Source organism: Streptomyces sp. NPDC001634 (genome assembly GCF_040298185.1).
GTDB lineage: Bacteria > Actinomycetota > Actinomycetes > Streptomycetales > Streptomycetaceae > Streptomyces.
This window is the reverse complement of the sequence record NZ_JBEOZU010000030.1, coordinates 84,225-107,892: the sequence shown is the minus strand read 5'-3', so window position 1 is coordinate 107,892 and position 23,668 is coordinate 84,225. Positions and strand designations below refer to the sequence as shown.

Here is a 23,668-nt window from a genome sequence, read left to right as displayed (position 1 = left end):
CAACTGACGGATCAACGTCCCCAGATCATCACTCGACCCACGCGAACCCTTGACCAACGTCGACAGGGTCTGCGCCCCCATGTCGAACTTCATCTCGTGACCTCCCCGTTGGAACCAGCCGGCCTCAGTCCGCAACCGGCGTACAGGAACCATCTCTATCAACTCGGCGATCGGCGCTGCAATCTGGGTTCTCCGCGCTCACAGAGTCGTCACAACCCCATGACCAACCCATGGGGACATAGCGCGCATCCGCCGCAACCGGCGGCGGCACCCGTCAGCGAGCAGCAGCCTGGGCCGTCGGGCCCTCACGGCAGATCAGCAGCAGCGCACGGTCGTCGTTCACGTCCCTCGCCACCGCCTCGATGAGATGCCAGGCCGCGCCGTGGAAGCCGCCGGCCACATAGCGGTCGGCCTCGCCCGTGAGGCGGTCGATGCCCTCGACGATGTCACGTTCGGCCGTCTCCACCAGGCCGTCGGTGAACAGCAACAGGACGTCGCCGGGGCGCAGCGAGCCCTTCACGGAGTCGAACTGGGCGCCGTCGTAGACCCCGAGGAGCGGGCCTTCGGCCGCCTTCTCCTCCCAGCGTCCGCTGCCCGCGCTGAGCTGCAACCCCGGCGGGTGTCCCGCCGAGTACAGCTCATAGTCGCCCGATTCCAGGTCCAGGACCAGGTGGATCGAGGTCGCGAAACCCTCGTCCCAGTCCTGGCGGAGCAGATATCCGTTGGCCGCCGGCAGAAAGGCGTGCGGTGGGAGCGATCCCAGCAGACCGCCGAACGCCCCGGACAGAAGCAGGGCACGCGAGCCCGCGTCCATGCCCTTGCCCGATACGTCCGTCAGGACGACCTCCAGGGTGCGGCCCCCGTTCGTACGGGCCGCCACCACGAAGTCGCCGGAGAACGACTGCCCGCCGGCCGGTCTGAGCGCCATCTCCCGGTGCCAGCCCAGCGGCAGCTTCGGCAACTTGCTCTGGACGCGGATGCGTTCACGCAGGTCGAAGAGCATGGTCCCGCCGCGTCGCCATGGCACCCCGACCCGGCTGCGGAACTGCGCGATCAGCAGTCCGAAGAACCCGCAGGCCGCCACCACGAGCACGATGCCGGGGGTGACCCGCGACGGTCCCTCGGTGTACGGGCCGAGCTGGATGGATTCGACGATCAGGGCGCTGGCGGCAGCGGCGTAGAGACCGAGCAGACTGGAGGGCCGCAGCAGCACGCCGCCCGCCACGATCGGCAGAACGAGTACGGCCGGCGAGCACCACACGGGATCGAACAGGGTGGTCGCCGCTATGAGCGGAATCGTCAGCAGCAGACCGGCCAGCGCGACCCAGTCCGAGCCGTCTCCGCGGAAGTAGTCCACGGCGGATCGGCGCACGCCTGTGCGGGCCCGGTGCCACATCTTCTTCCACCGGGCCGTGAACGTCTCGGCTTCCGCGCGCCGCTCTCGTCCTGCTGCCATTGTTCGGGACCCTATCCATCGGACCGGGTGCTTGGCACGGGAGGTCCCACTTGTCCCCCGTCCGAGCGCTGAACTTCACAGGAAAGCGGCTTCCGTAACCGGGGGGAAATCCCCTCGCTCGCCCCGCATTGCCCTGGTAGGCATGGCTCATGACGACCGACGTGCGGGTGCTGCGACAGGACGAGTGGGACGGCTGGTACGACAAGCTCGTGCGGGCCTTCGGGGGAGTGGATGAAGCTCCTGAAGAGCGGGCACTATGGCGTGAACTCACCGAGTTCGAACGCTTTCTGGCCACATGGGACGAAGAGACGTGTGTCGGTACGGCGGGCGCGTTCAGTTTCCGCCTCACCGTGCCCGGCGGCGCCTCGGTCCCGGCGGCGGGCATCACGATGGTGAGCGTCGCGGCCACGCACCGCCGGCGCGGGGTGCTGACGTCGATGATGCGCCGGCAGCTGGACGACATCCGCTCCTGGGGCGAGCCGCTCGCGGTGCTGTTCGCGTCGGAGCCCGCGATCTACGGCCGGTTCGGGTACGGCGCCGCGACCTTCCAGATCAGCGCCGAGATCGACACGAGTCGCGTACAACTGTCCGTGCCGGCCGGCACCGATGACGTACAACTGCGGTACGCGGAGCCCGCCGACGTCCTCGACGCGTGCGAGGAGGTGTATGCACGGCTGGTGCCCGGCCGTCCGGGGATGCTGGCGCGGCAGCCCGGCTGGGAGCGACTGGGGGTGCTCGACCCGGCGAGCGAGCGGGACGGGGCCTCGCCGCTGCAGTGCGTGATCGCCGAACGGGACGGTGGGATCACGGGGTACGCACGCTTCCGTACCAAGCTCGGCTGGGAGGTCAGCGGGCACAACGGCAAGGTGATCCTGGCGGACCTGACCGCACTCGACCCGGCCACGGACGCTGCGCTGTGGCGCTTTCTGTTCGGCATCGATCTGACGACGATGCTGATCGCGCGCGGACGGCCCGTCGACGAGGCCTGGCAGCACCTGGTGTCCGACATCCGGCGGTGTCAGACGCGGCTGCGCGACGCGCTGTACGTGCGTCTCGTCGATGTCGGAGCGGCACTGGAGGCGCGGAGGTACCAGGCGCCGGTGGACCTGGTGTTCGACGTCGAGGACGCGTTCTGCCCCTGGAACGCGGGGCGTTGGCGGCTCACGGGCGACGCGAAGGGCGCGTCCTGTGTGCGTACGTCTGACACGGCTGATCTCGCGCTGTCCGTACGGGAGTTGGGGGCCGCCTACCTCGGCGGGGTGTCCTTGAACTCGCTGGCGGCGGCCGGGCGGGTGCGGGAGCTTCGGGAGGGGGCGCTGGCCGAGGCGTCACTCGCGTTCGGCTCGACGGTGGCGCCGTGGGTGCCGCACGGGTTCTGACGGACCCCGCTGCCGGCCCGGACGGCTGCCGCTGCCGCTGCCGGCAGCGTGACGGCCACCGCTACCGACGGCGGAACGGCTACTTCTTCTGGCAGTCCGGGCACCAGAACAGATTGCGGGCGGCGAGATCGGCGGTGCGGATCTCGCCGCCACAGATATGACAGGGCAGGTTCGCCCTGCGGTACACGTACACCTCGCCGCCGTGGTCGTCGACGCGCGGCGGACGGCCCATGGCCTCGGGGGTGTGCTCGGGGCGGACGGTGTCGATGCGGTTGTTGCGGACGCCCTCGTGCATCAGGTCGACGAGGTCGGCCCAGATCGCGTCCCACTCGGCGGGGGTGATGTCCTTGCCGGGGCGGTACGGGTCGATGCCGTGCCGGAAGAGGACCTCGGCGCGGTAGACGTTGCCGACACCGGCGATGACCTTCTGGTCCATGAGCAGGGCGGCGATGGTCGTACGGCTGCGGGAGACGCGGCGGAAGGCAGCCGCCGGTTCGGCGTCGTCGCGGAGCGGGTCGGGGCCGAGACGGCCGTGTATGGCGGCCTTCTCGTCGTCGGTGATCAGCGCGCAGGTGGTGGGGCCGCGAAGGTCGACGTACGAGACCGGGTTCGCCAGGCGCAGGCGGACCGTGTCGGTGGCCGGGGGCGCGGGGGCGTCGCCGAAGGTGACCTTGCCGAAGAGGCCGAGGTGGATGTGCACCCAGTCGCTGTCGCGGAAGCCGAGGAAGAGATGCTTCCCGTGGGCGTCCGCGGTGTGCAGTTCTGCACCATCGAGGAGGGCGGCGGCGTCGGCGAACTTACCCTGGGGGCTACCGACGGTGACGGCACGGCCGGCGAACCGGGCGGCGTAGTCCTTGGCCAGCCGGTGAATGGTGTGCCCCTCTGGCACGGTCGCCCCAACCCTTCAGAACGCTCGTCGACGTCGGACGCCGGAGGGGTCCGGTTTCACGCCCCCCGGCGCCGGTACTCAGCCCTGCGGCCGGTTCTCGGCCAGCGTATGAATCTCAACCCTGCGGGTGATTCTCAGCCCTGCGGGTGATTCTCAGCCCTGCAGGTGATTCTCAGCCCTGCGGGTGGTGGGGAGGGATCGGCGGGAGCTCGCCCGTGGTCTCGTACGACGACAGCATGTCGATGCGACGCACATGGCGCTCGTCACCCGAGAACGGCGTGTTCAGGAACGTCTCGACGAACTTCGTCGCCTCCTCCTGCGAGTGCATCCGTGCACCCACGGCGACGACGTTCGCGTTGTTGTGCTGCCGGCCCAGCGACGCCGTCTCCTCGCTCCATGCGAGGGCCGCCCGCACGCCCTTGACCTTGTTCGCGGCGATCTGCTCACCGTTGCCGGAGCCGCCGATCACGATGCCGAGGGAGTCGGGGTCCGCGGCCGTCTTCTCCGCCGCGCGGAGGCAGAACGGCGGGTAGTCGTCCTGGGCGTCGTAGATGTGGGGCCCGCAGTCGACGGGCTCGTGGCCGGCGGCCTTGAGCCACTCGACGAGGTGGTTCTTCAGTTCGAAGCCGGCATGGTCGGAGCCGAGGTACACGCGCATGGTCCGAGTGTGACATGGCTGTTTCGGGGCGGCAGCGCGGGGTGTCGGCCCAGGTGACTATGAGCAACCCCCGAGAACCTCAGGAAAACCTCAAGTTAACGATCCGGATTCAAAGGTTCACGAATCCATTTGCCTCCGTTTCACTGGACCAGCTCGTACGCCGCTCGTACGAGGGACCGCACACCCGGCGCAAAGGAATTCCCCGTATGACTTCGCAGCCGACCCCGGCCAAGGCCGGAGACCCCGGCACCGGCCTCCAGGCCGGACTCAAGAACCGTCACCTTTCAATGATCGCCATCGGTGGTGTCATCGGTGCCGGTCTGTTCGTCGGATCCAGTTCCGGCATCGCCACCGCCGGTCCCGGCATCCTTCTCTCCTACGCCCTCGTCGGCACGCTCGTGGTGCTGGTGATGCGCATGCTGGGCGAGATGTCCGCCGCGAACCCCACCTCCGGCTCCTTCTCCGCGCATGCGGACCGTGCCCTGGGCCGCTGGGCCGGCTTCTCGATCGGCTGGCTCTACTGGTTCTTCTGGGTCGTCGTGCTCGCCGTGGAGGCCACCGCGGGCGCCAAGATCCTCCAGGGCTGGATCCCGGCCGTACCGCAGTGGGGCTGGGCCCTGATCGTGATGGTGGTCCTCACCGCCACCAACCTGGTCTCCGTCGGCTCCTACGGCGAGTTCGAGTTCTGGTTCGCCGGCATCAAGGTCGTCGCGATCGGCGCGTTCATCGTCATCGGCGGCCTGGCCGTGTTCGGCGTCCTGCCGGGCGTCCACAGCGACAAGGCGGGCCTGGACAACCTCACCGGCCACGGCGGCTTCCTGCCGCACGGCCCCGGCGCCATCCTCACTGGCGTCCTGCTGGTCGTCTTCTCCTTCATGGGCAGCGAGATCGCCACCCTGGCGGCCGGCGAGTCCGAGGACCCGCAGCGGGCGGTCACCAAGTCCACGAACAGCATCATCTGGCGCATCGCCGTCTTCTACCTGGGCTCGATCCTCGTGGTCGTCTCCCTGCTGCCGTGGAACGACCCGTCCATCAAGGAGAAGGGCTCCTACGTCGCCGCCCTCGACTCCCTGGGCATCGCCCATGCCGGCCAGATCATGAACTTCATCGTGCTGACCTCGGTGCTGTCCTGTCTGAACTCCGGCCTCTACACGGCCTCCCGCATGGCCTTCTCCCTGGGCCGGCGGGGCGACGCGCCGAAGGCCTTCGCACGCACCACCGCGCGAGGTGTGCCGATGGCGGCCATCGTCGCCTCGGTCGTCTTCGGCTTCGTCGCCGTCTTCTTCAACTACAGGTTCCCCGACTCGGTCTTCCTCTTCCTGGTCAACTCCAGCGGTGCGGTCGCCCTGTTCGTCTGGCTGGTGATCTGCTTCTCGCAGCTGCGGATGCGGAAGATCATCCAGCGCGAGGCGCCGGAGAAGCTGATCGTGAAGATGTGGCTGTACCCGTACCTGACCTGGGCGACGGCCGCGCTGATCGTCTTCGTCCTCGGCTACATGCTCACCGACACGGAACACGACGGACGCGAGACCGTACTGCTCTCGCTGCTCGTCGCCGCGGTGGTGCTGGTGATCGCCGTGGTGAAGGAGAAGCTGGGCGGCAGCCGCGGCGAGGCCGCGGAGGCGGTCTCGGACGCGGAGAAGAAGCGGGCGGAGGTCGGCGCCTGAGCGTCACCATCGCATGAGCGTGTGTGAGGGCCCCGCGGCTTACGGCCGCGGGGCCCTCCGCTCGGGCTGGGGGCTCACAGCGGTGTGAAGCTGTTCTTGACCTCGTCGTAGACCCTGGTCGCTCGGTCCTCGACGTCCGGGTGGTACCAGGTGCTGATCTCGTACGACGTCCCGTGCGCGCGGAAGCCGAGCAGCCGGACGTGCCAGAGGCGGCCCTTGGCCGTGACGGTGTACTCCCAGACGACCGCCGGGGCGCCCCGGAAGGTGCTCTTCTCCAGGCGGATCCGCTGGTAGTCCAGGCCCTTCTCGCGCACCTGCTCGGCCTGCTGCCACTGCTGCAGCAGATCGCCCCGGGCCGGGGTCGCGTTGGCCACGATCTCCTGGGTGCGGTCGGGCGAGGAGTAGTGCACCTCGGCCCCGCTCTGCGCCACCCGCTGCCAGCCCTGGGGCGGCACCCAGGCGTACAGTCCGGCCTCCGTACGGGCCCCCGGCGGCCGGGAGGTGCCTTCGACCGTGGGTGTCAGGGAGGAAGGACCGGCGCTGCCCGGGCTGCCGCTGGAGACCGACGCGTGCGGGGAGGCGGCGGATGTGCCGTGCGTGTGGCTGCCGGAACCGCCGCCCCCGATGACGATCCCCAGGACACCTCCCGCGACCACCAGTCCCACGACGGCGGCCGAAGCGGCGGCATTACGCCGGCGCCGGTTTCGACTGGAGGAGGAGGGGCGAACGGGGCCGGGGAGGCCGCCGGGCGGGGTGAGGCCGGAGCCGGATGGGACGGTGCCAGAGCCGGGCGGGACGGGGCCGGAACCAGGCGCGATGACGCCGGAACCCGACGAGACCGAGCCCGAACCAGGCGGGACCAGACCAGAACCCGACGAGACCGAGCCCGAACCAGGCGGGACCAGACCAGAACCCGACGAGACCGAGCCCGAACCAGGCGGGACGAGACCGGAACCGGGCGAGCCGGTGTGAGGCCGTGGCTCGCCGCGCAGGGCCGTGCCCTGCGGGACGGCGTGGGGCGGGGCCTCTCTCGGCTGTGGTGGGGGTGTGTCGCCCGTGGGGGAGATCGGGGCGGACGGTCGTGCAGTGGCCGCGTGCGGCAGTGGAGTACCGGAAGGTGCGGTCGGCATCCTGCTCTGGGCGGCGGGAACGCCGGAGGGCTCGGTCCGTGGATGGGCAGCGCCGCCGACGGACGCGGAGGGGACCGCATGGCCGGACGAGGTCTCCGTAGAGGCGTTGGCGCTCTTCTCGTCGGGCTGCACGGCGGGGGTCCCGGAGGCGGCCGCCCGCTTCGCGAGGGAGACAGCCGGGACCGTGGCCGGGTGCCCGGTCGCCGGCTCCCGGGGCGCCGGCGCGTTCGGATGCGTGGGCGTACGCCGTACGGGCACGGCGTCCTCGATGGGCTCTGACCACTCCCCGGCGGCAGGACGGCCGTCGTCGCCGGTCGGGCGTCCTCGCCCCGGGACCGCGCCGGAGCCACCCGCCCCCGCCGCCGAGGCTCCGGGCGGATGCCGTACCTCACGGAGCAACGCCGAGTCGAGGAACGCGGGCGTGTCCGACTCCCGCGCACCCTGCGCACCGCCGGACCCTTCTTCACGCCCGCTCGACACACCACCCGCCCCGCCCGGCGCAGGCGCGACGCGCTCCCCCGGCTGCTTCCCCGCAGCCCCGTTTGCTGCCACGTCAGCGCCAAAGACCCCAGTGGACCGTTCCTCGGTCCCCGCCCCCACCCCCGCGATCCGCCCCAACGCCCCGCCCACCTCCTCGAGACCCGGTCGTGCCGACGGTTCCTTCGCCAGCAGTGCCATCAGGACCTCCGTCAACTCACCGGCCGACGGCGGCAGTTCCGGCTCCTCGTACAGGACCGCGTGCAGGGTCGCCAGGGTTGTCGAGCGGGAGAACGGGGAGTGGCCGCCGAGGGCCGCGCAGAGGGTCGCGCCGAGGGACCAGATATCCGACGGCGGGCCCTGCGGGCGCCCCGAGATCCGCTCCGGTGCCATGTAGTCGGGCGAGCCCACCAGCATCCCCACCATCGTGAGCGCCTCGGCGTCCTGGATCGCGGCGATACCGAAGTCCGTGAGCACCACCCGCTGTCCCCGGTCCTCGACGAGCACGTTCCCTGGCTTGATGTCGCGGTGCAGCACACCCCCGGCGTGCACCTGCCGCAGCGCCGCCACGAGTTCGAGACCGATGCGCGCCGTCCGGCCCACCGCCAGCGGCCCGTCCTCCACCAGGATCTGCTCCAGCGAGCGGCCGACGACCAGTTCCATGACGATCCACAGCCGGTCGCCCTCGTCGACCACGTCATAGATGCGCACGACGTTGGGGTGGTCGATCCGGGCCGTGGCCCTGGCCTCGCGCAGGGTGCGTTCGCGGCGGGTCCGGACGTCCTCGGTGTCCAGTCCGGCTATCCGTATTTCCTTGACGGCCACCTGACGGTCGAGCATTTCATCGGCGGCTCGCCACACCCGCCCCATTCCCCCCTGACCTATGCTCGCGACCAGTCGATAACGACCCGTCACCAGTAATCCCGGAACACCGCCGCTCGCATTCCCCGGCATTCCCCTGCACCCCCTCAACGCCCGCCCCAGCAGAAACACAATGGTCACACTTCAGGCCGTACCAGCATAGTGCGGAGAAATCTTGTGGTACCTCTTCAAGTACTGCGAATTCAGGCGCAGCCAAGGGGGGACGAACATGGGTTCTCGGCACACCTCAACCATCGCGGGATCGCTGCTCACTGCATCTTTTTCGGCAGTGATGATCTTCGCCTGCGCCGCCACGGCGGGCGACCAGGGCGCGATGAGCGGCAAGGGTGGAAAGGTCGTCGACGAGCCGCCGGCAGGGGTGAAGCTGACGACGCTGCTGCCCGAGAAGATCTCGGTCGACAACAGTTCGCACAAAACGGCGATTACCGCCGTGGTGAAGAACGGGGGCACCAAGGACAGCGGAAAGATCAGGCTTTTGGTTGCCGGATTCGACGGCCTTGCGGTCACGAACGTCAAGGGCTGCTCGGAAATGGCCAAGGAGGATCTCCCGCCGGGTTCGAACAGCGCTTTCAGCTGCGCCATCGACAATCTGGCGGCGGGTGCCTCGAAGACGTACGCCGTCGACGCGACCTTCGACACCGGCAAGGCCGGGAAGATCTGTCTGCCGGTGCAGACGAGCGACGGGAAGAAGACCTACTGGCAGCAGGGTCCGGTCCCGTTCGGTGCCACGAAGCCGACACCGAACGCCCCGACCACCCCCCTGCTGCTCGGCACCGACAACAAACCGGTGGGACCGGGCGGTGACCAGCTGCCGAAGACCGGCGTGGGCGACGAGGTCCTGCCGCTCGGCGCGGCCGGCGCGACGCTGATCGCCGCGGGCGCGGCGGGCCTGTGGGCCACCCGCCGCCGGCCACACCAGCAGCACTGAGACACCCTGGGGCCGGGTGCACCCCGGCCCCGACGTCCTGTCAATAACCTGACGATGTCAATAACCTGACGATGTCAATAACCTGACGGCGTCAATAACCTGACGGCGGATGTCAGATTATGCCGCCACGATGCCCCCATGGACATCGTGGAGCACACCGCAGACCAGCTCGTCCTCCGCCCCGGCGACCCGGGTTACGACGACGAACTCGCCGGTTTCCAGACCGGGTTCACCCAGCGCCCCGCCGTCGTCTTCGGCGCGTCCTCGACGCGGGACGTGGCGGCCGCGGTCGCGTACGCGGCCGAGCGGGGCCTCCCGGTCGGCGTCCACGCCACCGGGCACGGGCTGCCGGGCGACTCGGACGGGGGCGTCCTCATCACGACGAAGCGCATGGACGGGATCACCGTCGACCCCGGGGCCCGTACCGTCCGCGTCCAGGCGGGCGTGCGCTGGGGGCAGGTCGTGGCGGCGGCCGCGCCGTACGGACTGGCCCCGCTCAACGGTTCCGCGCCGAGCGTGGGCGCCGTCTCGTACACGCTCAGCGGCGGACTCGGCATCCTGGCCCGTGAGTTCGGCTACGCGGCCGACCATGTGCGTTCCCTGGAGGTCGTCACCGCGGACGGCCGGCCGCGCACCGTCACCCGCGCCTCGGACCCGGATCTGTACTGGGCCCTGCTCGGCGGCGGCCACAACTTCGGCGTGGTCACCGAGCTGGAGACCGGCCTGGTCCCGGTGGCCCGTCTCTACGGCGGATCGGTCTCCTTCGACGGCCGCGCGGTCGACCCGGCGGCCGTCCTGCGCGCGTACAAGGAGTGGACCGAGACCGTGCCCGACGGGCTGACCTCGTCCTTCGCCGCGGTCCCCTACCCGGACATTCCCGTGCTGCCGCCGTATCTGCGCGGCCGGTACGTCCTCTCGGTCCGCGTCGCGTACACCGGCACCGACGGCGGGCAACTCGTCGCCCCGCTACGGGAGATCGGCCCGGTGCTGACCGACTCGCTGCGCGAGATGCCGTACGCCGAGAGCCACACCATCCACAGTGACCCCGACTTCCCTCACGCGTACTACGGGGACAGCGCGGTGCTGAGCGAACTGGACACCGAGGCGGCCGCCCGCCTTCTGGCGCGGACCGGCCCGGACGCGCCGGCCATGTGTGTGCTGCAGATCAACCACCTGGGCGGGGCGCTGGCGAAGGAGGCCCCCAACTCCGTACCGCACCGCGAAGGGCGTTTCCTGCTGCGGCTGCTGACGACAGGCGAGCGCGGGGGCGCGCGGGCGGTGCTCGACCCGGCGTTCACGGAGGTGGCGCCGTGGACGATCGGGCGCGCGCTCAACTTCGCGTTCGGGGCGGGGGACCGTACGGAGGGGCTGTACGACACCGGAACGCGCAAGAGGCTCGCCGGGCTGAAGGCACAGTACGACCCGGCGAACCTCTTCCGCAGGAACTACAACGTCACTTCCTGACGAGCTTCCAGGTGGTGGGCAGCAGGCCCATCGCCAGGGCCGCCTTGAGGGCATCGCCGATCAGGAACGGGGTGAACCCGGCCGCGATCGCCTGGCTCGCGGACATCCCGGTGGCGAAGGCCAGGTACGGGACGCCGACCGCGTAGATGATCGCCTCGCCCAGCAGCATCGCGCCGGCCGTGCGCAGCACCGAACGGTCGGCGCCGCGGCGGGCCAGGGCGCCCACGACGGTGGAGGCGAGCAGCATGCCGAGGATGTAGCCGAAGGAGGGCGCGGCGGCACCGGAGCCGCCGCCGGCGAACCACGGCACACCGGCCACACCGGCCAACGCGTAGAGGGCGAGCGACAGGAAACCGCGGCCGGCGCCGAGGGAGGTGCCCACGAGCAGTGCGGCGAAGGTCTGTCCGGTCACCGGCACCGGGGAGCCCGGCACGGGCACCGAGAGCTGCGCGGCGAGCCCGGTGAGCACGGCGCCGCCGACCACGAGGGCGGCGTCGCGGACGCGGGACGCCGGCAAAAGGTCGGCGAGGACCTCGCCGGGGCGTGCGGTGGCGGTGGCGGTGGTCATGAGGGCTGACTCCGGCGTTCGGGGAGGGCTTGGGACACGGTGACGCTATCCCAGGGACCTTGAGCCGATCACCGTCAGCGCTCGACAAAGGCGGTGGCGGCGGCTTAATGGGCTTCTCACAAAGGATGTCGGTTACACGTGATGTGGCGTGATGCCGGTCACTGAGGTGGCGTCGTTTTCTGTGCGGACGTGGAGAGTTCGGTGACTGTAGGGTTTCACCAAATGGGCTTCCGGGTCGCTGGGAGGCCGTCTCGCCCGTCGGTCGCCGTCTGGGCAGCCCCGTACCCATTTGCTAGCTTCGAGCGCATGGTTGCCCAGGCCCGGAACTTCTCGTCGCGTCGCTATGTCGACCTGCGACGCCAGGGCACGGCCACCTGTCGCCGTCCGGTGTGAGGCAGCGGAGCTGATCCGTAGGCCTCACCCGCTTCAGACGGCGCAGTGTCGGACCGGCTCCCGAGGAAGTTCTCCATGCCCCGTACGGCAACACCCACGCTCACCTCCCCCATCCCCCGCGCCGCCGACAGCGACCGGCGCAGAACCAGCGCCAGCGTCATCCTGCGGTCCGTGCTGGAGCACGGGCCTGTCGCGCGCAGCACCATCGCCCGGCTGACCGGGCTGTCCCCGGCGTCGGTGACCGGCTACTGCACCCGGTTCGCGGAGCTCGGGCTCATCCGGGAGGCCACCGCACCCCGCCAGTCCAACGGGGTGGGGCGGCCGCACGTACCCGTCGACCTGGATGAATCCCGGTTCGTGGTCGGCGGGGTGCATGTGGCGGTGCCGTACACCACGGTCGCACTGCTCGATCTGCGCGGGCGGGTGGTGGCCGAGCGACGGCTGAAGCACGAGCGTACGGATCCCTCCTGTGTACTGGAGCGGGCCGCCGAGGGGCTGGAGGCGCTGCTGGCCGAGGTCCGCGGCTGCAGGCCGCTGGGCGTCGGCGTGGCGGCCGGCGGCTGGGTGGACCGGGACTCCGGGACCGTCGTCGAGCATGCGCTGCTCGGCTGGCGGGACGTGGCAGTGCGTGAGGCGATGGGCGCGCGCACCGGACTGCCGGTCCATGTGGACGGGCACGCCCGGGCGCTGGTGAACGCCGAGCGGCTGTTCGGCCGGGCCCGCGGCAGCCGCAGCGTGCTGCACCTGTTCGTCGGCAATGTGGTCGACGCGGCCTTCGCCACTCACGACGAGGTGCACCACGGCCCCCGCTCCCAGGCGGGAAACATCGCCCATCTGCCGTTGACGGGCGGAACCGAGCGGTGCGCCTGCGGGCGCACCGGGTGCCTGCAGGCCGAGTTGAGCGAACGGACCCTGTGCCGGCGGGCACATGAGGCGGGCGTCATCGACGGGCTGAACCCGATGCACGTGGTCGCCGCGGCGGCCGATGGCGACCCGGTGGCCCTGGGACTGCTGGTGGAGCGGGCTCGGATGGTGGGGCAGGCGGCGGGACTGCTGCTGGACGTGCTCAACCCGGAGACCGTCGTCGTCACCGAGGTGGGGGTCGTGCACCGCGAGGACTGCCTGGCCGCGGTGCGGGAGGCGGTCGGGCCGGAGCGGGCCGGGTCCATTTCGCCTACGAGTTTTCCCGATTCCGTTCTGGCCATGGCGGGCGGATCGGTGGTTCTGGACGCGCTCTATCGTGATCCGCTGGGCCTGTCGGCCGAGCTGAATTAATTCAGAAACTCGGAATGTTGACAGGCGTCGGCCGAGGCCGGGACCATGTTGTTCATGAGCCCGCGCATGATCTGTCGCACCCTCTGTTGCTGACACATTGACGCACTGACGATCAGTCAGATCCGTCAGGCGATTTCCCGCGGTGCCTTTGCGCGCGTTTGCTTCCCGCGCTTTCCCTTTTTTCCGGGCTTCCCCCGTGCCCGGGATGAATTCCCCACGTATGCCTGCCCTTTGAACTCAGGGAGTCCTCCCATGCCGTCTCCGCCTGCGTCCGGCCTCGACCGGCGATTGTTCCTCTCCTCGGTGCTCGGTGCCGCTGCTGCCGTCACCGGCCTCAGCGGCTGCGCGGGCAGCAGCGCCGCCGCGGGTTCACAGGGAGTCTCGTCCGCCCCCCTGGCCGACAAGGTCCCGGCCGGTACGAGCCTCAGGATCTCCTCGTACCAGGGTGTCCAGCAGCTGCAGTTCAAGCTCGCCGGCCTGCCCGCGTTGCCGTTCACCGTGTCGAGCTGGGTGAATATCGGGGCCGGCCCGGATGTCATCAACGCCTTTCGCGCCAATTCCCTGGATCTCGCCAACAACGCGGGCATCCCGCCGATCCAGGCGCACTACCAGGGATTCGACGCGAAGATCGTCGCAATCGACGTCACCCGCAAGCCCAACTACCTCTTCGCCACCAAGCCCGGCAGCGACATCCGGACCGTCGAGGACTTCAAAGGAAAGAAACTCGCGTTCTCCCAGGGGCAGGCACAGGGCGTCGTCCTGCTGCGTGCGCTGAAGAAAGCGGGACTGAAGTACGACGAGGTGAACCTGGTCCCGCTCACCAGCAACCAGTTCCTCACCGCCCTCCAGTCCGGCCAGGTCGACATCGCCCCGCTCGCCAACCAGCAGGCGCCGGCGTATCTGAAGCAGTACGAGTCCAAGGGTGCCCACGTCATCACCACCGATGTCGTCGACCTGCTCAACCTGCTGTGGGCGCCGGCCTCCGTGCTGAACGACTCCGCGAAGGCCGCCGCGGTCGCCGCGTACATCCCGCAGTGGGCCAAGGGCCAGGTCTGGCAGTACGAACACCCCGACGTCTGGAACAGGGAGTTCTACGTCAGGACGCAGAACCTGACCCTGGCCCAGGCCGAGTCGATCACCAAGCTCGCCAACAAGCCGCTGTTCCCGCCCAGTTGGGACGAGGCGATCAAGTGGGAGCAGGAGACAGCCGATCTGCTCGCCGAGGGCGGCTTCGTGAAGAAGTTCGACGTCTCCTCGCTCTTCGACCACCGCTTCGAGGGCATCGCGGCGAAGTCCGTACCGGGGGAGTACCAGAAGTGACCGCCGTGACCACGACCGCCGCCGCGGCCCCCGTGGCCACGGACCCGCATCGCACGGGCCGGACCCGGCGCCGCCGCCTCGCTCCCGGCAAACGTCTGCCCGCCGCCCGTCTCGTCGGTCCCGTCGTCCTCCTCGCCCTGTGGGCCGCCGCCTCCGCGGCCGGGCAGCTGGACCCGGGTGCTGTCCCGGCGCCCTGGACGGTCCTCAGGACCGGCGCCCATCTGTGGACCGACGGCACGCTGCCCACCGACGTCCTCACCTCCCTCGAACGCGCCGGATACGGCTTCGCCCTCGGTCTGACCGCCGGGGTCGTGCTCGCGCTGGCCTCCGGGCTCAGCCGGGCCGGCGAGGCACTGATCGACGGGACGGTGCAGCTCAACCGGGCGATCCCGACCCTCGGCCTGATCCCGCTTTTCATCCTGTGGCTGGGCATCGGCGAGACCTTCAAGATCGCGATCATCGCGATCGTCGTCTACATCCCCATCTACCTCAACACCCACGCCGCCCTGTCCGGGATCGACCACCGGTACGTCGAACTCGCCGAGGTCCAGGACCTGTCCAGGTTCGCTTTCATCCGCCGGATCGTGATCCCCGGCGCCCTGCCCGGCTTCTTCGTCGGGCTGCGGCTCGGAGTGACCGGGTCCTGGCTGGGCCTGGTGGTCCTGGAGCAGATCAACGCCACCAGCGGCCTCGGCTACATGATGTTCCAGGCCCAGAACTACGGCCGTACGGACATCATCCTCGTCGGCCTGCTGATCTACGGCGTCTTCGGCCTGGCCTCCGACAGCGCGGTCCGTATCGTCGAACGGAGGGTGCTGTCATGGCGCCGCACGCTGAGCAGCTGACCCGGCCCGCCGTCCGGCTGCGCGGCCTCACCCGGTCGTTCGGCGTCCGCACGGTCCTCGACGGCATCGACCTCGACCTCCCGGCCGGGCAGTTCACGGCCCTGCTCGGACACAGCGGCTCCGGCAAGAGCACCCTGCTGCGGGCCGTCGCGGGCCTCGACCACGAGGTCACCGGGAGTGGGCAGATCACCGCCCCCGAGCGGGTGTCCGTGGTCTTCCAGGACTCCCGGCTGCTGCCCTGGCGAAGGGTTCTGGACAACGTCCTGCTCGGCGCCGAGGGCAAGGACGCCGCCGAGCGCGGCCGGGCCGCCCTCGCCGAGGTGGGCCTCGAGGGCCGCGAACGCGCCTGGCCGGGCGAGCTGTCCGGCGGCGAGGCCCAGCGCGCCGCCCTGGCCCGCTCGCTCGTACGGGAGCCCGAACTGCTGCTGGCCGACGAGCCGTTCGGCGCGCTGGACGCGCTCACCCGGATCAGGATGCACAACCTGCTGAGGGAGCTGTGGGAGCGCCACCGGCCCTCGGTGCTGCTCGTCACCCACGACGTGGACGAGGCGATCGTGCTCGCCGACCGGGTCCTCGTCCTCGACCGCGGCCGCATCGGCCTCGACCTGACCATCGACCGCCCCCATCCGCGCTCCTACCGGGAGCCGGTGCTCGGCGAGTACCGGGAGCGGCTGCTGACCGCGCTCGGTGTGACGGAGGACCACGCATGACCCGTCAGCTCCATCTGAACGCCTTCCTGATGAACACCGGCCACCACGAGGCGTCCTGGCGCCTGCCGGAGAGCGACCCGTACGCACACGTCGACCTGGCCCACCACGTCGGCCTGGCCCGGATCGCCGAACGCGGCACCTTCGACTCCCTCTTCCTCGCCGACGGCCCACAACTGTGGGGCAACGTCGCCCAGCGTCCCGCCGGCGCCCTGGAGCCGCTCACCCTGCTCACCGCCCTGGCGACGGCCACCGAGCACATCGGCCTGATCGCCACGGCCTCCACCTCCTACAACTCGCCCTACAACCTGGCCCGCAAGTTCGCCTCCCTCGACATCATCAGCGGCGGCCGGGCGGGCTGGAACATCGTCACCACCGCAGGTGCCGAGGCCGCCCGCAACTTCGGTCTCGAGCACGAACCCGCACACGCCGACAGGTACGCACGCGCCGCCGAGTTTCTCGACGTGGTCCTCAAGCTGTGGGACAGCTGGGAGGACGACGCGATCGTCGGCGACAAGGCCGCCGGCGTCTGGGGCGACGACGCCAAGATCCATCCGCCGCGCCACAAGGGGAAGTACTTCAGCGTCGAGGGAGCCCTCAACGTCCCCCGTACGCCTCAGGGTTATCCGCTGCTGGTGCAGGCGGGCTCCTCGGAGGACGGCAAGCGTTTCGCCGGCCGGTACGCGGAGGCCGTGTTCACCGCCCAGCAGACGCTCGCCGACGCACAGGCCTTCTACGCCGGCCTCAAGGCCCTTACGGAACAGGCGGGCCGGAACCCCGACCACATCAAGGTGCTGCCCGGCATCGTCCCGGTGATCGGCTCGACGGAGGCCGAGGCGCGGGCGCACGAGCAGGTCCTGGAGGACCACATCGTGTACACGCACGGGGTGGGCCGGCTGGAGAGCCTGCTGCAGCTGGAGCCGGGCACCCTCGACCTGGACGCCGAACTGCCCGCCGGCCTCCCGCCGGAGAGCGCCATCGAAGGCGCCAGGAGCCGCTACACGCTCGTCGTCGAGCTGGCGCGGCGCGAGCGGCTCACCGTGCGCGAGCTGATCGGGCGGCTCGGCGGCGGGCGTGGGCACCTCACCTTCGCCGGTACGCCCGAGCAGGTCGCGGACGCCATCGAGGAGTGGTTCACCCACGGCGCCGCGGACGGCTTCAACATCATGCCGGCGGTACTCCCCTCCGGTCTCGAACTGTTCGTCGAGCACGTCGTCCCGATCCTGCGCGCCCGGGGCCTGCTCCGCACGGAGTACGGCCCGCGGCAGACCCTGCGTGAGCGCTACGGACTCCCCCGCCCCGCCAACCAGCACTCCCCCAAGTTCTCGGCTTCGCCCGAACAGGGGGGACCCCCATCCCCGGCCCTCGCCGCCCTCTGAAAGGACCCGCCATGCCCGAAATCGAGATCCGCAAGGTCACCGCGAACATCGGCGCCCAGGTCTCCGGCGTCGACATCTCCAATCCGCTCGACGGGGAGACCGTCGCTGCCCTCCGCGAGGCCCTGAACGTCCACAAGGCCCTCGTCTTCGACGACGTGGACCTCGACGACGAGGGCCAGCAGGCCTTCGCCGGTCACTTCGGGGACATCACCACCGCCCACCCGACGGTTCCCGCCGTCGAGGGCGCCCCCAACGTCCTGCCCGTGGACAGCGAGCGCGGCCGTGCCAACCACTGGCACACCGACGTGACCTTCGTCCTCAACCCGCCGCAGGCCAGCACCTTGCGCAGCATCACGATCCCGCCGTACGGCGGCGAGACCCTGATCGCCAGCTCCGCCGCCGCCTATCGCGATCTGCCCGAGTCGCTGCGTCTCCTCGCGGACAACCTGTGGGCCGAGCACACCAACGACTACGACTACGCGGTGCCTGACGAGGAGATCGACGAGGAGAAGGCGGCCCAGCGCGCCCAGTTCACGTCGATCAAGTACCGCACCGTCCACCCCGTCGTCCGTGTGCACCCGCTGACGGGCGAGCGCGGGCTGTTCATCGGCGGCTTCGCGCAGCGGATCGTGGGCCTGTCGGTGGGCGAGTCCCGCAAGATCCTCGACCTGCTCCAGGCGTATGTGACCCGGCCGGAGAACATCCTGCGCTGGCGCTGGTCCCCCAACCAGCTGGTTCTGTTCGACAACCGCATCACCCAGCACTACGCCATCGACAACTACGACGGCCTGCCGCGCCGTCTGAACCGGGTGACCGTCGCCGGCGACATCCCGGTCGGCATCGAGGGCAAGGAGAGCTACTCGATCGAGGGGGACGCCTCGCACTACACGCCGGTCGCCGCGTGAGCGGCCCCACACACTCCGTAGCGCGCATGTCCGGATAGTGGGCGGCCTCTCCGTACCGGCGGAGGGGCCGCCCAGGCCATGGGTGATCCTGGTGGTCTGGTTCTTCATCACGGCCTCGCAGCTGCGCCTGCGCCGCCGTCCGGAGCGGGAGGCGCGAGCAGCTGGTCGTCCGGATGTGGGCGCTGACGCACCGCACACCCGTCGAGGGACCCTCACGCTTTCGCGTGGGGGTCCCTCGTTCGTGTGCAGGGCGCGCGAATGTGGAACCGATCGGAGGAAACGTGGCGTTCTACGCGAAGGGCTGCGAGGAACACCTGGTCCCCTCCGAGGAGGCGTGCATGGCGTACGTACGGTGCCCGAACTGCGGCGACACGATGCAGTACTTCCGGGATCTGCAAGGAGACGCGGAGAAAAAGGCGGCCGAGGAGGCTCTCAAGGAGCACCTCGAGGGCAGACCCTTCGTCGCGCAGGCCTACCACCGCTGCGACAACGGCGGCTGCCGCCGGGTCCAGCGCAAGGACCACTGGAAGAGCGGCGCCACGCTGCCGGAGGGGTTCTGACCGCCTCCGGCAGAGTGACCGAGGACCGGCCTAGAGGTTGCTGAAGTCCGGCCCCTTCGTCCGCGTGCGCTTGATCTCGTAGAAGCCGGGGACCGAGGCGACCGCCAGGGTGCCGTCCCACAGCTTCGCGGCGTCCTCGCCCTTGGGGGCCGGGGTGACGACCGGGCCGAAGAAGGCGATCTGCTCACCGTCGGCGCCCGGGACCGCGATCACCGGCGTGCCCACCTCCTGGCCGACCTTCTCTATGCCCTCCTTGTGCGAGGCGCGCAGCTCGGCGTCGAACTCGAAGTCCTCCTGCTCGGCGTAGTCGATCAGGTCGGCCGGGAGCCCGACCTCGTCGAGCGCGGCGGCGATCGCCTCCGGCGTCGGGCCCTCGCCCTGGTTGTGGAAACGGGTGCCGAGCGCGGTGTACAGCGGGCCGAGGACGTCGGCGCCGTGCTTCTGCCACGCCGCGGTCACCACGCGCACCGGCTTCCACGCCTTGGTGGCGAGCATCTCCCGGTACTCCTCGGGCAGCTGGTCGAGCTTGTCCTCGTTGAGCACGGCGAGGCTCATGATGTGCCAGCGGACCTCGATGTCCCGGACCTTCTCCACTTCCAGAACCCAGCGGGAGGTCATCCAGGCCCAGGGGCACAGCGGGTCGAACCAGAAGTCGACGGGGGTCTTGCCGGGAGCGGTGGCGGTCTCGGACATGGTTCTCCTAGGAACGCGGTCGTTTACCGGGCAACAAACCGGATCGGCTACGCCATTCCCGGGTGCCGGCACGAACTGCGGTCCGCCGTTCACGGGTGCTTGCGCGGGGTGCGTCCCGGTGCCCCGCGACAGGAGCACATGGGAGGATCGGCCCTGTTCGCACCCCCCAGCCGACCGGAGGAGTACCGCCCGTGCCCGGTGAGAACCTGTCCCGCGACGAGGCCCAGGAGCGGGCCGCCCTGCTGTCCGTCGACGGGTACGACGTGTCGCTCGACCTGCGTTCAGCGGTGGGCGACGCCCCCGGCCCCGAACCGCGTACGTTCCGCTCGGTCACCACGATCCGCTTCCGCTGCGCCGAGCCGGGCGCCACGAGCTTCGCGGACCTGGTCGCCCCGAGCGTCACCGCGGTCTCGCTCAACGGCAAGGACCTGGACCCCGGCGAGGTCTTCGACGGCACCCGCATCCAGCTGGAGGACCTGGCCGCCGAGAACGAGCTGGTCGTCGACGCCCAGTGCGCCTACTCCCGCACCGGCGAGGGCCTGCACCGCTTCGTCGACCCGGAGGACGGCGAGGTGTACCTGTACACGCAGTACGAGCCCGCCGACTCCCGCCGTGTCTTCGCGGGCTTCGAGCAGCCGGACCTCAAGGCCCCCTTCCGCTTCGAGGTCCGCGCCCCCGAGGGCTGGACGGTGTGGAGCAACGGCGTCGGCGAACCGCACGACGGGGTGTGGCGCTTCGCGGAGACCAAGCCGATCTCGACGTACATCACCGCGGTCGTCGCCGGCCCGTACCACTACGTGACCGACACCTACACCCGCACCTTCGACGACGGTACGACGCTGGAGATCCCCCTCGGCGCGATGTGCCGCAAGGGCCTGGCGAGGCACTTCGACGCGGACGACGTCTTCCTGATCACCAAGCAGGGCCTGGACTTCTTCCACGACCACTTCGACTACCCGTACCCCTTCGGGAAGTACGACCAGGCGTTCGTGCCCGAGTACAACCTCGGCGCGATGGAGAACCCGGGTCTCGTCACCTTCAAGGAGGAGTACATCTTCCGGGGCCGGGTGACGCAGGCGTCGTACGAGCGCCGGGCCAACACGATCCTGCACGAGATGGCGCACATGTGGTTCGGCGACCTGGTGACCATGGTGTGGTGGGACGACCTGTGGCTGAAGGAGTCCTTCGCGGACTTCATGGGCTCGTTCTCGCTGGTGGAGGCGACCCGCTTCACAAGCGGCTGGGTCACCTTCGCCAACAACCGCAAGGCGTGGGCGTACCGCGCCGACCAGCTGCCGTCCACGCACCCCGTCACGGCGGACATCCCCGACGTGGAGGCCGCGAAGCTCAACTTCGACGGCATCACGTACGCCAAGGGCGCGTCCGTGCTCAAGCAGCTGGTGGCGTACGTGGGCCGGGACGCCTTCCTGGAGGGCGCGCGCCGCTACTTCAAGCGGAACGCGTACGGCAACACGCGCCTCGGCGATCTGCTGTCGGTCCTCGAGGAGACGAGCGGACGCGACATGGCGGCCTGGGCCCGGTCCTGGCTGCAGACGGCGGGCGTCAACTCCCTGACCCCGCAGGTGCTGCTCGGCGAGGACGGGCGGATCGCCGAGCTGTCCGTGCTCCAGGAGGCGGCAGAGTCGGCTGCATCCGAATATGCGGCTCCGCCGCGTGGCGAACTGCGCCCGCACCGGGTGGCGGTGGGCCTGTACCGCAGTGAGGCGGGGGCGCTCGTCCGCTACGCCCACGCCGAGGTGGACGTCCACGGTCCGCGCACGGTGATCGGCGAACTCGCGGGCGAGCAGGCCCCGGAGCTGGTCCTGGTCAACGACGACGACCTCACGTACTGCAAGATCCGCTTCGACGACACGTCGCTGGAGACCCTCAAGCGCCATCTCGGTGACATCACCGACCCGCTGGCGCGGGCGCTGTGCTGGTCGGCGCTGTGGAACCTGACCCGGGACGCACTGCTCCCGGCGCGGGACTTCGTCGGCCTGGTGCTGCGGTTCGCCGGCCGCGAGTCCGACATCGGCGTGCTCCAGATGCTGCACGCCTGGACGAACTCGTCGCTGACGTACTACGCGGCGCCCGAGTGGCGCGAGACCGGCGGCCGGCTGCTGGCCGAGGGCGCGCTGCGCGAGCTGCGGCAGGCCGAGCCGGGCAGCCAGCACCAGCTGACCTGGGCGCGGTTCTTCGCGGCGATGGCGTCGGACGAGGCCGATCTGCGGCTGCTGCAGGGGCTGCTGGAGGGCACGGAGAAGATCGACGGGCTGGACGTCGACCAGGAGCTGCGCTGGACGCTCCTGGAGCCGATGGCCGCGCACGGGGCCGCGGACGAGTCGGTGCTCGCGGCGGAACTGGCCCGCGACGACACGGCCTCCGGCAAGCGCCACCAGGTCCGCTGCCTGGCCGCGCGCCCCTCTGCGGCGGTCAAGGCCCAGGCGTGGGCGCAGGTCGTCGAGTCGGACACCCTGTCGAACGCCCTCGTCGAGGCGACCATCGCGGGCTTTGTGCAGTCGTCGCAGCGGGAGTTGCTCGCGCCGTACGCGGAGAAGTACTTCGCGGCGATCGAGCGCGTATGGGCCGAGCGTTCCATCCAGATCGCGATGGACGTGGTGAGGGGCCTGTTCCCGGCGCTGCAGGACTCGCCCGGGACGCTGGACGCGACGGACGCATGGCTCGCGGCGCACGAGGACGCGCCGCCGGCCCTGCGAAGGCTGGTACTTGAGGCGCGCGACGACCTGGCGCGCACCCTGCGGGGGCAGGCGTGCGACGCGGAGGCCGCCGTCCGATAGGGGCGACGGCCGGTGTCCGCCGGGGGGTCCGCGGTTGACGGGTCCTGTGGAACGACGGTTACGAAATACGAGTATCCGAACCCGTAACCCGCCCCTTCCCCCCGGCCGGACCAGCCCCTCTCGGCGCTCGAACGCCCGTACTTTAGTACCGTCTTGTCCGTATTTGTCGACAGGTGTGTAACAGGGGTTAGGGGGCGGACCGGAGGCGGGAACTCCGGGGACATGACCCACAACACCCCGCTCTCCCCCCGCCCCCTCCGCCATCTGTCCGACATGCAGCGCCGGGTCCTGACCACGGCCCAGTTGCGCGCCCACGGAGTGACGGCGGCCGAGACGACCGAGCAGTGCCGGCCCGGCGGCCCCTGGCAGCAGCTCCTGCCGGGCGTGTACCTGCTGCACCCGGGCCCTCCCACCTCCGAGGAACGCCTGCACGCGGTGCTCCTCTACACGACGCGCTCACCGCTCGCCGGCCCGGTCTCCGCCGTCCCCTCCCAGCCCAGCGCGAACGGCCCGCACGCCCCGCTGCGCTACCCGGACGCGATGATCACGGGCCTGGCCGCGCTGGCCCTGTACGGCTTCTCCTGCGCTCCCCCGCTGACGTCACTGGAGAAGATCGACGTCCTGGTCACCCGGCTGCGCAGGCTGCGCAGCACCGGCTGCGCACGGGTGGTCCGCGCCCCGGCGCTGCCCACCCCCCGGCTGGTGACCGGTCTGCCGGTCGCACCGGTTCCGCGTGCCCTGGCCGACGCGGTCGCGGAGCTGACGGACGCGGGGACGGTGCGCCGCCTGCTGACCGAGGCGGTGCGCGCCGGTCACTGCGAACCGGCCGCGGTGGTACGTGAGTTGAACCAGGCGAAGCTGCTGAGCCGCCCGCACGTGGTGGACGCGGTCGACTCGCTCCTGGCGGAGAGCCGCGCGATCGCCGAGGACCGTCTGTACCGGATGGTGCGCGAGTACGGCCTGCCGGACCCGGTCTGGAACGTGGACCTGAGGCTTCCCGGCGGTCCCCACCTCGGGGGCCTCGACGCGTACTGGCCGGAACAGGCGGTGGCGGTGGAGCTGGACACCCGCGCCCCGCGCCAGGAAGACGACGCCATGTGGTCGGAGTACGCCCGCAAGCGCGAGCACCTGGAACGGCTCGGCATCACGGTCGTCCACATCACACCGAAGAAGCTGCGCTGCCAGATGGAGCAGCAGGCGACGGTGGTCCGTACGGCGCTGATGGCGTCGGCGGACCGGGAGCCGGCCGCGTATGTCGTGGTGCTGCCCCGGTGAGGCACCGGGACCGGCATCAG

At 70.3% G+C, this 23,668-nt stretch carries 19 protein-coding genes; 13 read left to right on the top strand and 6 right to left on the bottom strand.

Translation table 11 applies throughout. From position 1 onward, the window contains the following. Positions 1 to 274 precede the first annotated feature (274 nt). A complete protein-coding gene (locus tag ABT186_RS21705; protein ID WP_351237392.1) occupies positions 275 to 1,456 on the bottom strand; it encodes a SpoIIE family protein phosphatase in 1,182 nt (393 codons plus the stop codon). A gap of 149 nt (positions 1,457 to 1,605) precedes the next feature. On the opposite strand from ABT186_RS21705, the gene ABT186_RS21700 reads away from it, so the two are divergent. Continuing rightward, positions 1,606 to 2,835, top strand: coding sequence for a GNAT family N-acetyltransferase (locus ABT186_RS21700; RefSeq protein WP_351237394.1), 1,230 nt, complete (start codon positions 1,606 to 1,608; stop codon positions 2,833 to 2,835). 79 nt (positions 2,836 to 2,914) lie between these two features. Here the strand turns inward: ABT186_RS21700 and ABT186_RS21695 are convergent, their stop codons facing one another. Together ABT186_RS21695 and ABT186_RS21690 are read right to left on the bottom strand one after the other, a co-directional pair. After that, positions 2,915 to 3,724 (bottom strand): Fpg/Nei family DNA glycosylase, encoded by an 810-nt coding sequence (locus ABT186_RS21695; RefSeq protein WP_351926317.1) that lies wholly within the window; start codon positions 3,722 to 3,724, stop codon positions 2,915 to 2,917. 172 nt (positions 3,725 to 3,896) lie between these two features. After that, a complete protein-coding gene (locus ABT186_RS21690) occupies positions 3,897 to 4,382 on the bottom strand; it encodes a ribose-5-phosphate isomerase (RefSeq protein ID WP_351237398.1) in 486 nt (161 codons plus the stop codon). A gap of 206 nt (positions 4,383 to 4,588) precedes the next feature. Between ABT186_RS21690 and ABT186_RS21685 the strand changes: the two genes are divergently transcribed. Next, positions 4,589 to 6,049: an amino acid permease gene (locus ABT186_RS21685; protein WP_351237400.1), complete on the top strand. Its 1,461-nt coding sequence runs from the start codon at positions 4,589 to 4,591 to the stop codon at positions 6,047 to 6,049. Between the two features lie 74 nt (positions 6,050 to 6,123). Here ABT186_RS21685 and ABT186_RS21680 read toward each other — a convergent pair whose 3' ends face one another. Beyond that, positions 6,124 to 8,526 (bottom strand): serine/threonine-protein kinase, encoded by a 2,403-nt coding sequence (locus ABT186_RS21680; RefSeq protein WP_502973276.1) that lies wholly within the window; start codon positions 8,524 to 8,526, stop codon positions 6,124 to 6,126. Between the two features lie 220 nt (positions 8,527 to 8,746). Here ABT186_RS21680 and ABT186_RS21675 point away from each other — a divergent pair, with 220 nt between their 5' ends. Next, positions 8,747 to 9,466, top strand: a complete 720-nt coding sequence (locus ABT186_RS21675) for an LPXTG cell wall anchor domain-containing protein (protein ID WP_351926313.1) — start codon at positions 8,747 to 8,749, stop codon at positions 9,464 to 9,466. A 138-nt stretch (positions 9,467 to 9,604) separates the two neighbouring features. Next, positions 9,605 to 10,930: an FAD-binding oxidoreductase gene (locus ABT186_RS21670; RefSeq protein WP_351926311.1), complete on the top strand. Its 1,326-nt coding sequence runs from the start codon at positions 9,605 to 9,607 to the stop codon at positions 10,928 to 10,930. Here ABT186_RS21670 and ABT186_RS21665 read toward each other — a convergent pair. Then, on the bottom strand, positions 10,920 to 11,498 hold the full coding sequence (locus ABT186_RS21665; protein ID WP_351230701.1) for a biotin transporter BioY: 579 nt from the start codon (positions 11,496 to 11,498) through the stop codon (positions 10,920 to 10,922). The genes ABT186_RS21670 and ABT186_RS21665 overlap by 11 nt on opposite strands. Positions 11,499 to 11,966: 468 nt before the next feature. Between ABT186_RS21665 and ABT186_RS21660 the strand changes: the two genes are divergently transcribed. The 7 genes from ABT186_RS21660 to ABT186_RS21630 all read left to right on the top strand — a co-directional run bounded on the left by ABT186_RS21660 (position 11,967) and on the right by ABT186_RS21630 (position 18,882). Beyond that, positions 11,967 to 13,166, top strand: a complete 1,200-nt coding sequence (locus ABT186_RS21660) for an ROK family protein (RefSeq protein ID WP_351230699.1) — start codon at positions 11,967 to 11,969, stop codon at positions 13,164 to 13,166. Positions 13,167 to 13,418: 252 nt separating this feature from the next. Continuing rightward, positions 13,419 to 14,486, top strand: coding sequence for an ABC transporter substrate-binding protein (locus tag ABT186_RS21655; RefSeq protein ID WP_351230697.1), 1,068 nt, complete (start codon positions 13,419 to 13,421; stop codon positions 14,484 to 14,486). Continuing rightward, a complete protein-coding gene (locus tag ABT186_RS21650) occupies positions 14,483 to 15,331 on the top strand; it encodes an ABC transporter permease (protein ID WP_502973275.1) in 849 nt (282 codons plus the stop codon). Before ABT186_RS21655 ends, ABT186_RS21650 begins: the two co-directional genes overlap by 4 nt. Further along, the gene (locus tag ABT186_RS21645; protein WP_351926309.1) at positions 15,307 to 16,041 is read left to right on the top strand and encodes an ABC transporter ATP-binding protein; all 735 of its coding nucleotides are present in this window, start codon (positions 15,307 to 15,309) and stop codon (positions 16,039 to 16,041) included. The genes ABT186_RS21650 and ABT186_RS21645 overlap by 25 nt, the downstream gene beginning before the upstream one ends. Further along, positions 16,038 to 17,417, top strand: a complete 1,380-nt coding sequence (locus ABT186_RS21640; RefSeq protein ID WP_351926307.1) for an LLM class flavin-dependent oxidoreductase — start codon at positions 16,038 to 16,040, stop codon at positions 17,415 to 17,417. Before ABT186_RS21645 ends, ABT186_RS21640 begins: the two co-directional genes overlap by 4 nt. Positions 17,418 to 17,428: 11 nt before the next feature. Continuing rightward, positions 17,429 to 18,322 (top strand): TauD/TfdA dioxygenase family protein, encoded by an 894-nt coding sequence (locus tag ABT186_RS21635; RefSeq protein WP_351230691.1) that lies wholly within the window; start codon positions 17,429 to 17,431, stop codon positions 18,320 to 18,322. A 281-nt stretch (positions 18,323 to 18,603) separates the two neighbouring features. After that, positions 18,604 to 18,882: a hypothetical protein gene (locus ABT186_RS21630; protein WP_351230689.1), complete on the top strand. Its 279-nt coding sequence runs from the start codon at positions 18,604 to 18,606 to the stop codon at positions 18,880 to 18,882. A 30-nt stretch (positions 18,883 to 18,912) separates the two neighbouring features. On the opposite strand, the gene ABT186_RS21625 is transcribed toward ABT186_RS21630, so the two are convergent. Continuing rightward, positions 18,913 to 19,575 carry a mycothiol-dependent nitroreductase Rv2466c family protein gene (locus ABT186_RS21625; RefSeq protein ID WP_351926305.1) on the bottom strand — a complete coding sequence of 221 codons (663 nt, stop codon included), beginning with the start codon at positions 19,573 to 19,575 and terminating at the stop codon, positions 18,913 to 18,915. Between the two features lie 191 nt (positions 19,576 to 19,766). On the opposite strand from ABT186_RS21625, the gene pepN reads away from it, so the two are divergent. After that, a complete protein-coding gene (gene pepN / locus ABT186_RS21620) occupies positions 19,767 to 22,373 on the top strand; it encodes an aminopeptidase N (RefSeq protein WP_351230685.1) in 2,607 nt (868 codons plus the stop codon). Between the two features lie 222 nt (positions 22,374 to 22,595). Further along, entirely contained in the window at positions 22,596 to 23,648 is a 1,053-nt protein-coding gene (locus ABT186_RS21615) for a hypothetical protein (protein ID WP_351230683.1), read from the top strand. Positions 23,649 to 23,668 lie beyond the last annotated feature (20 nt).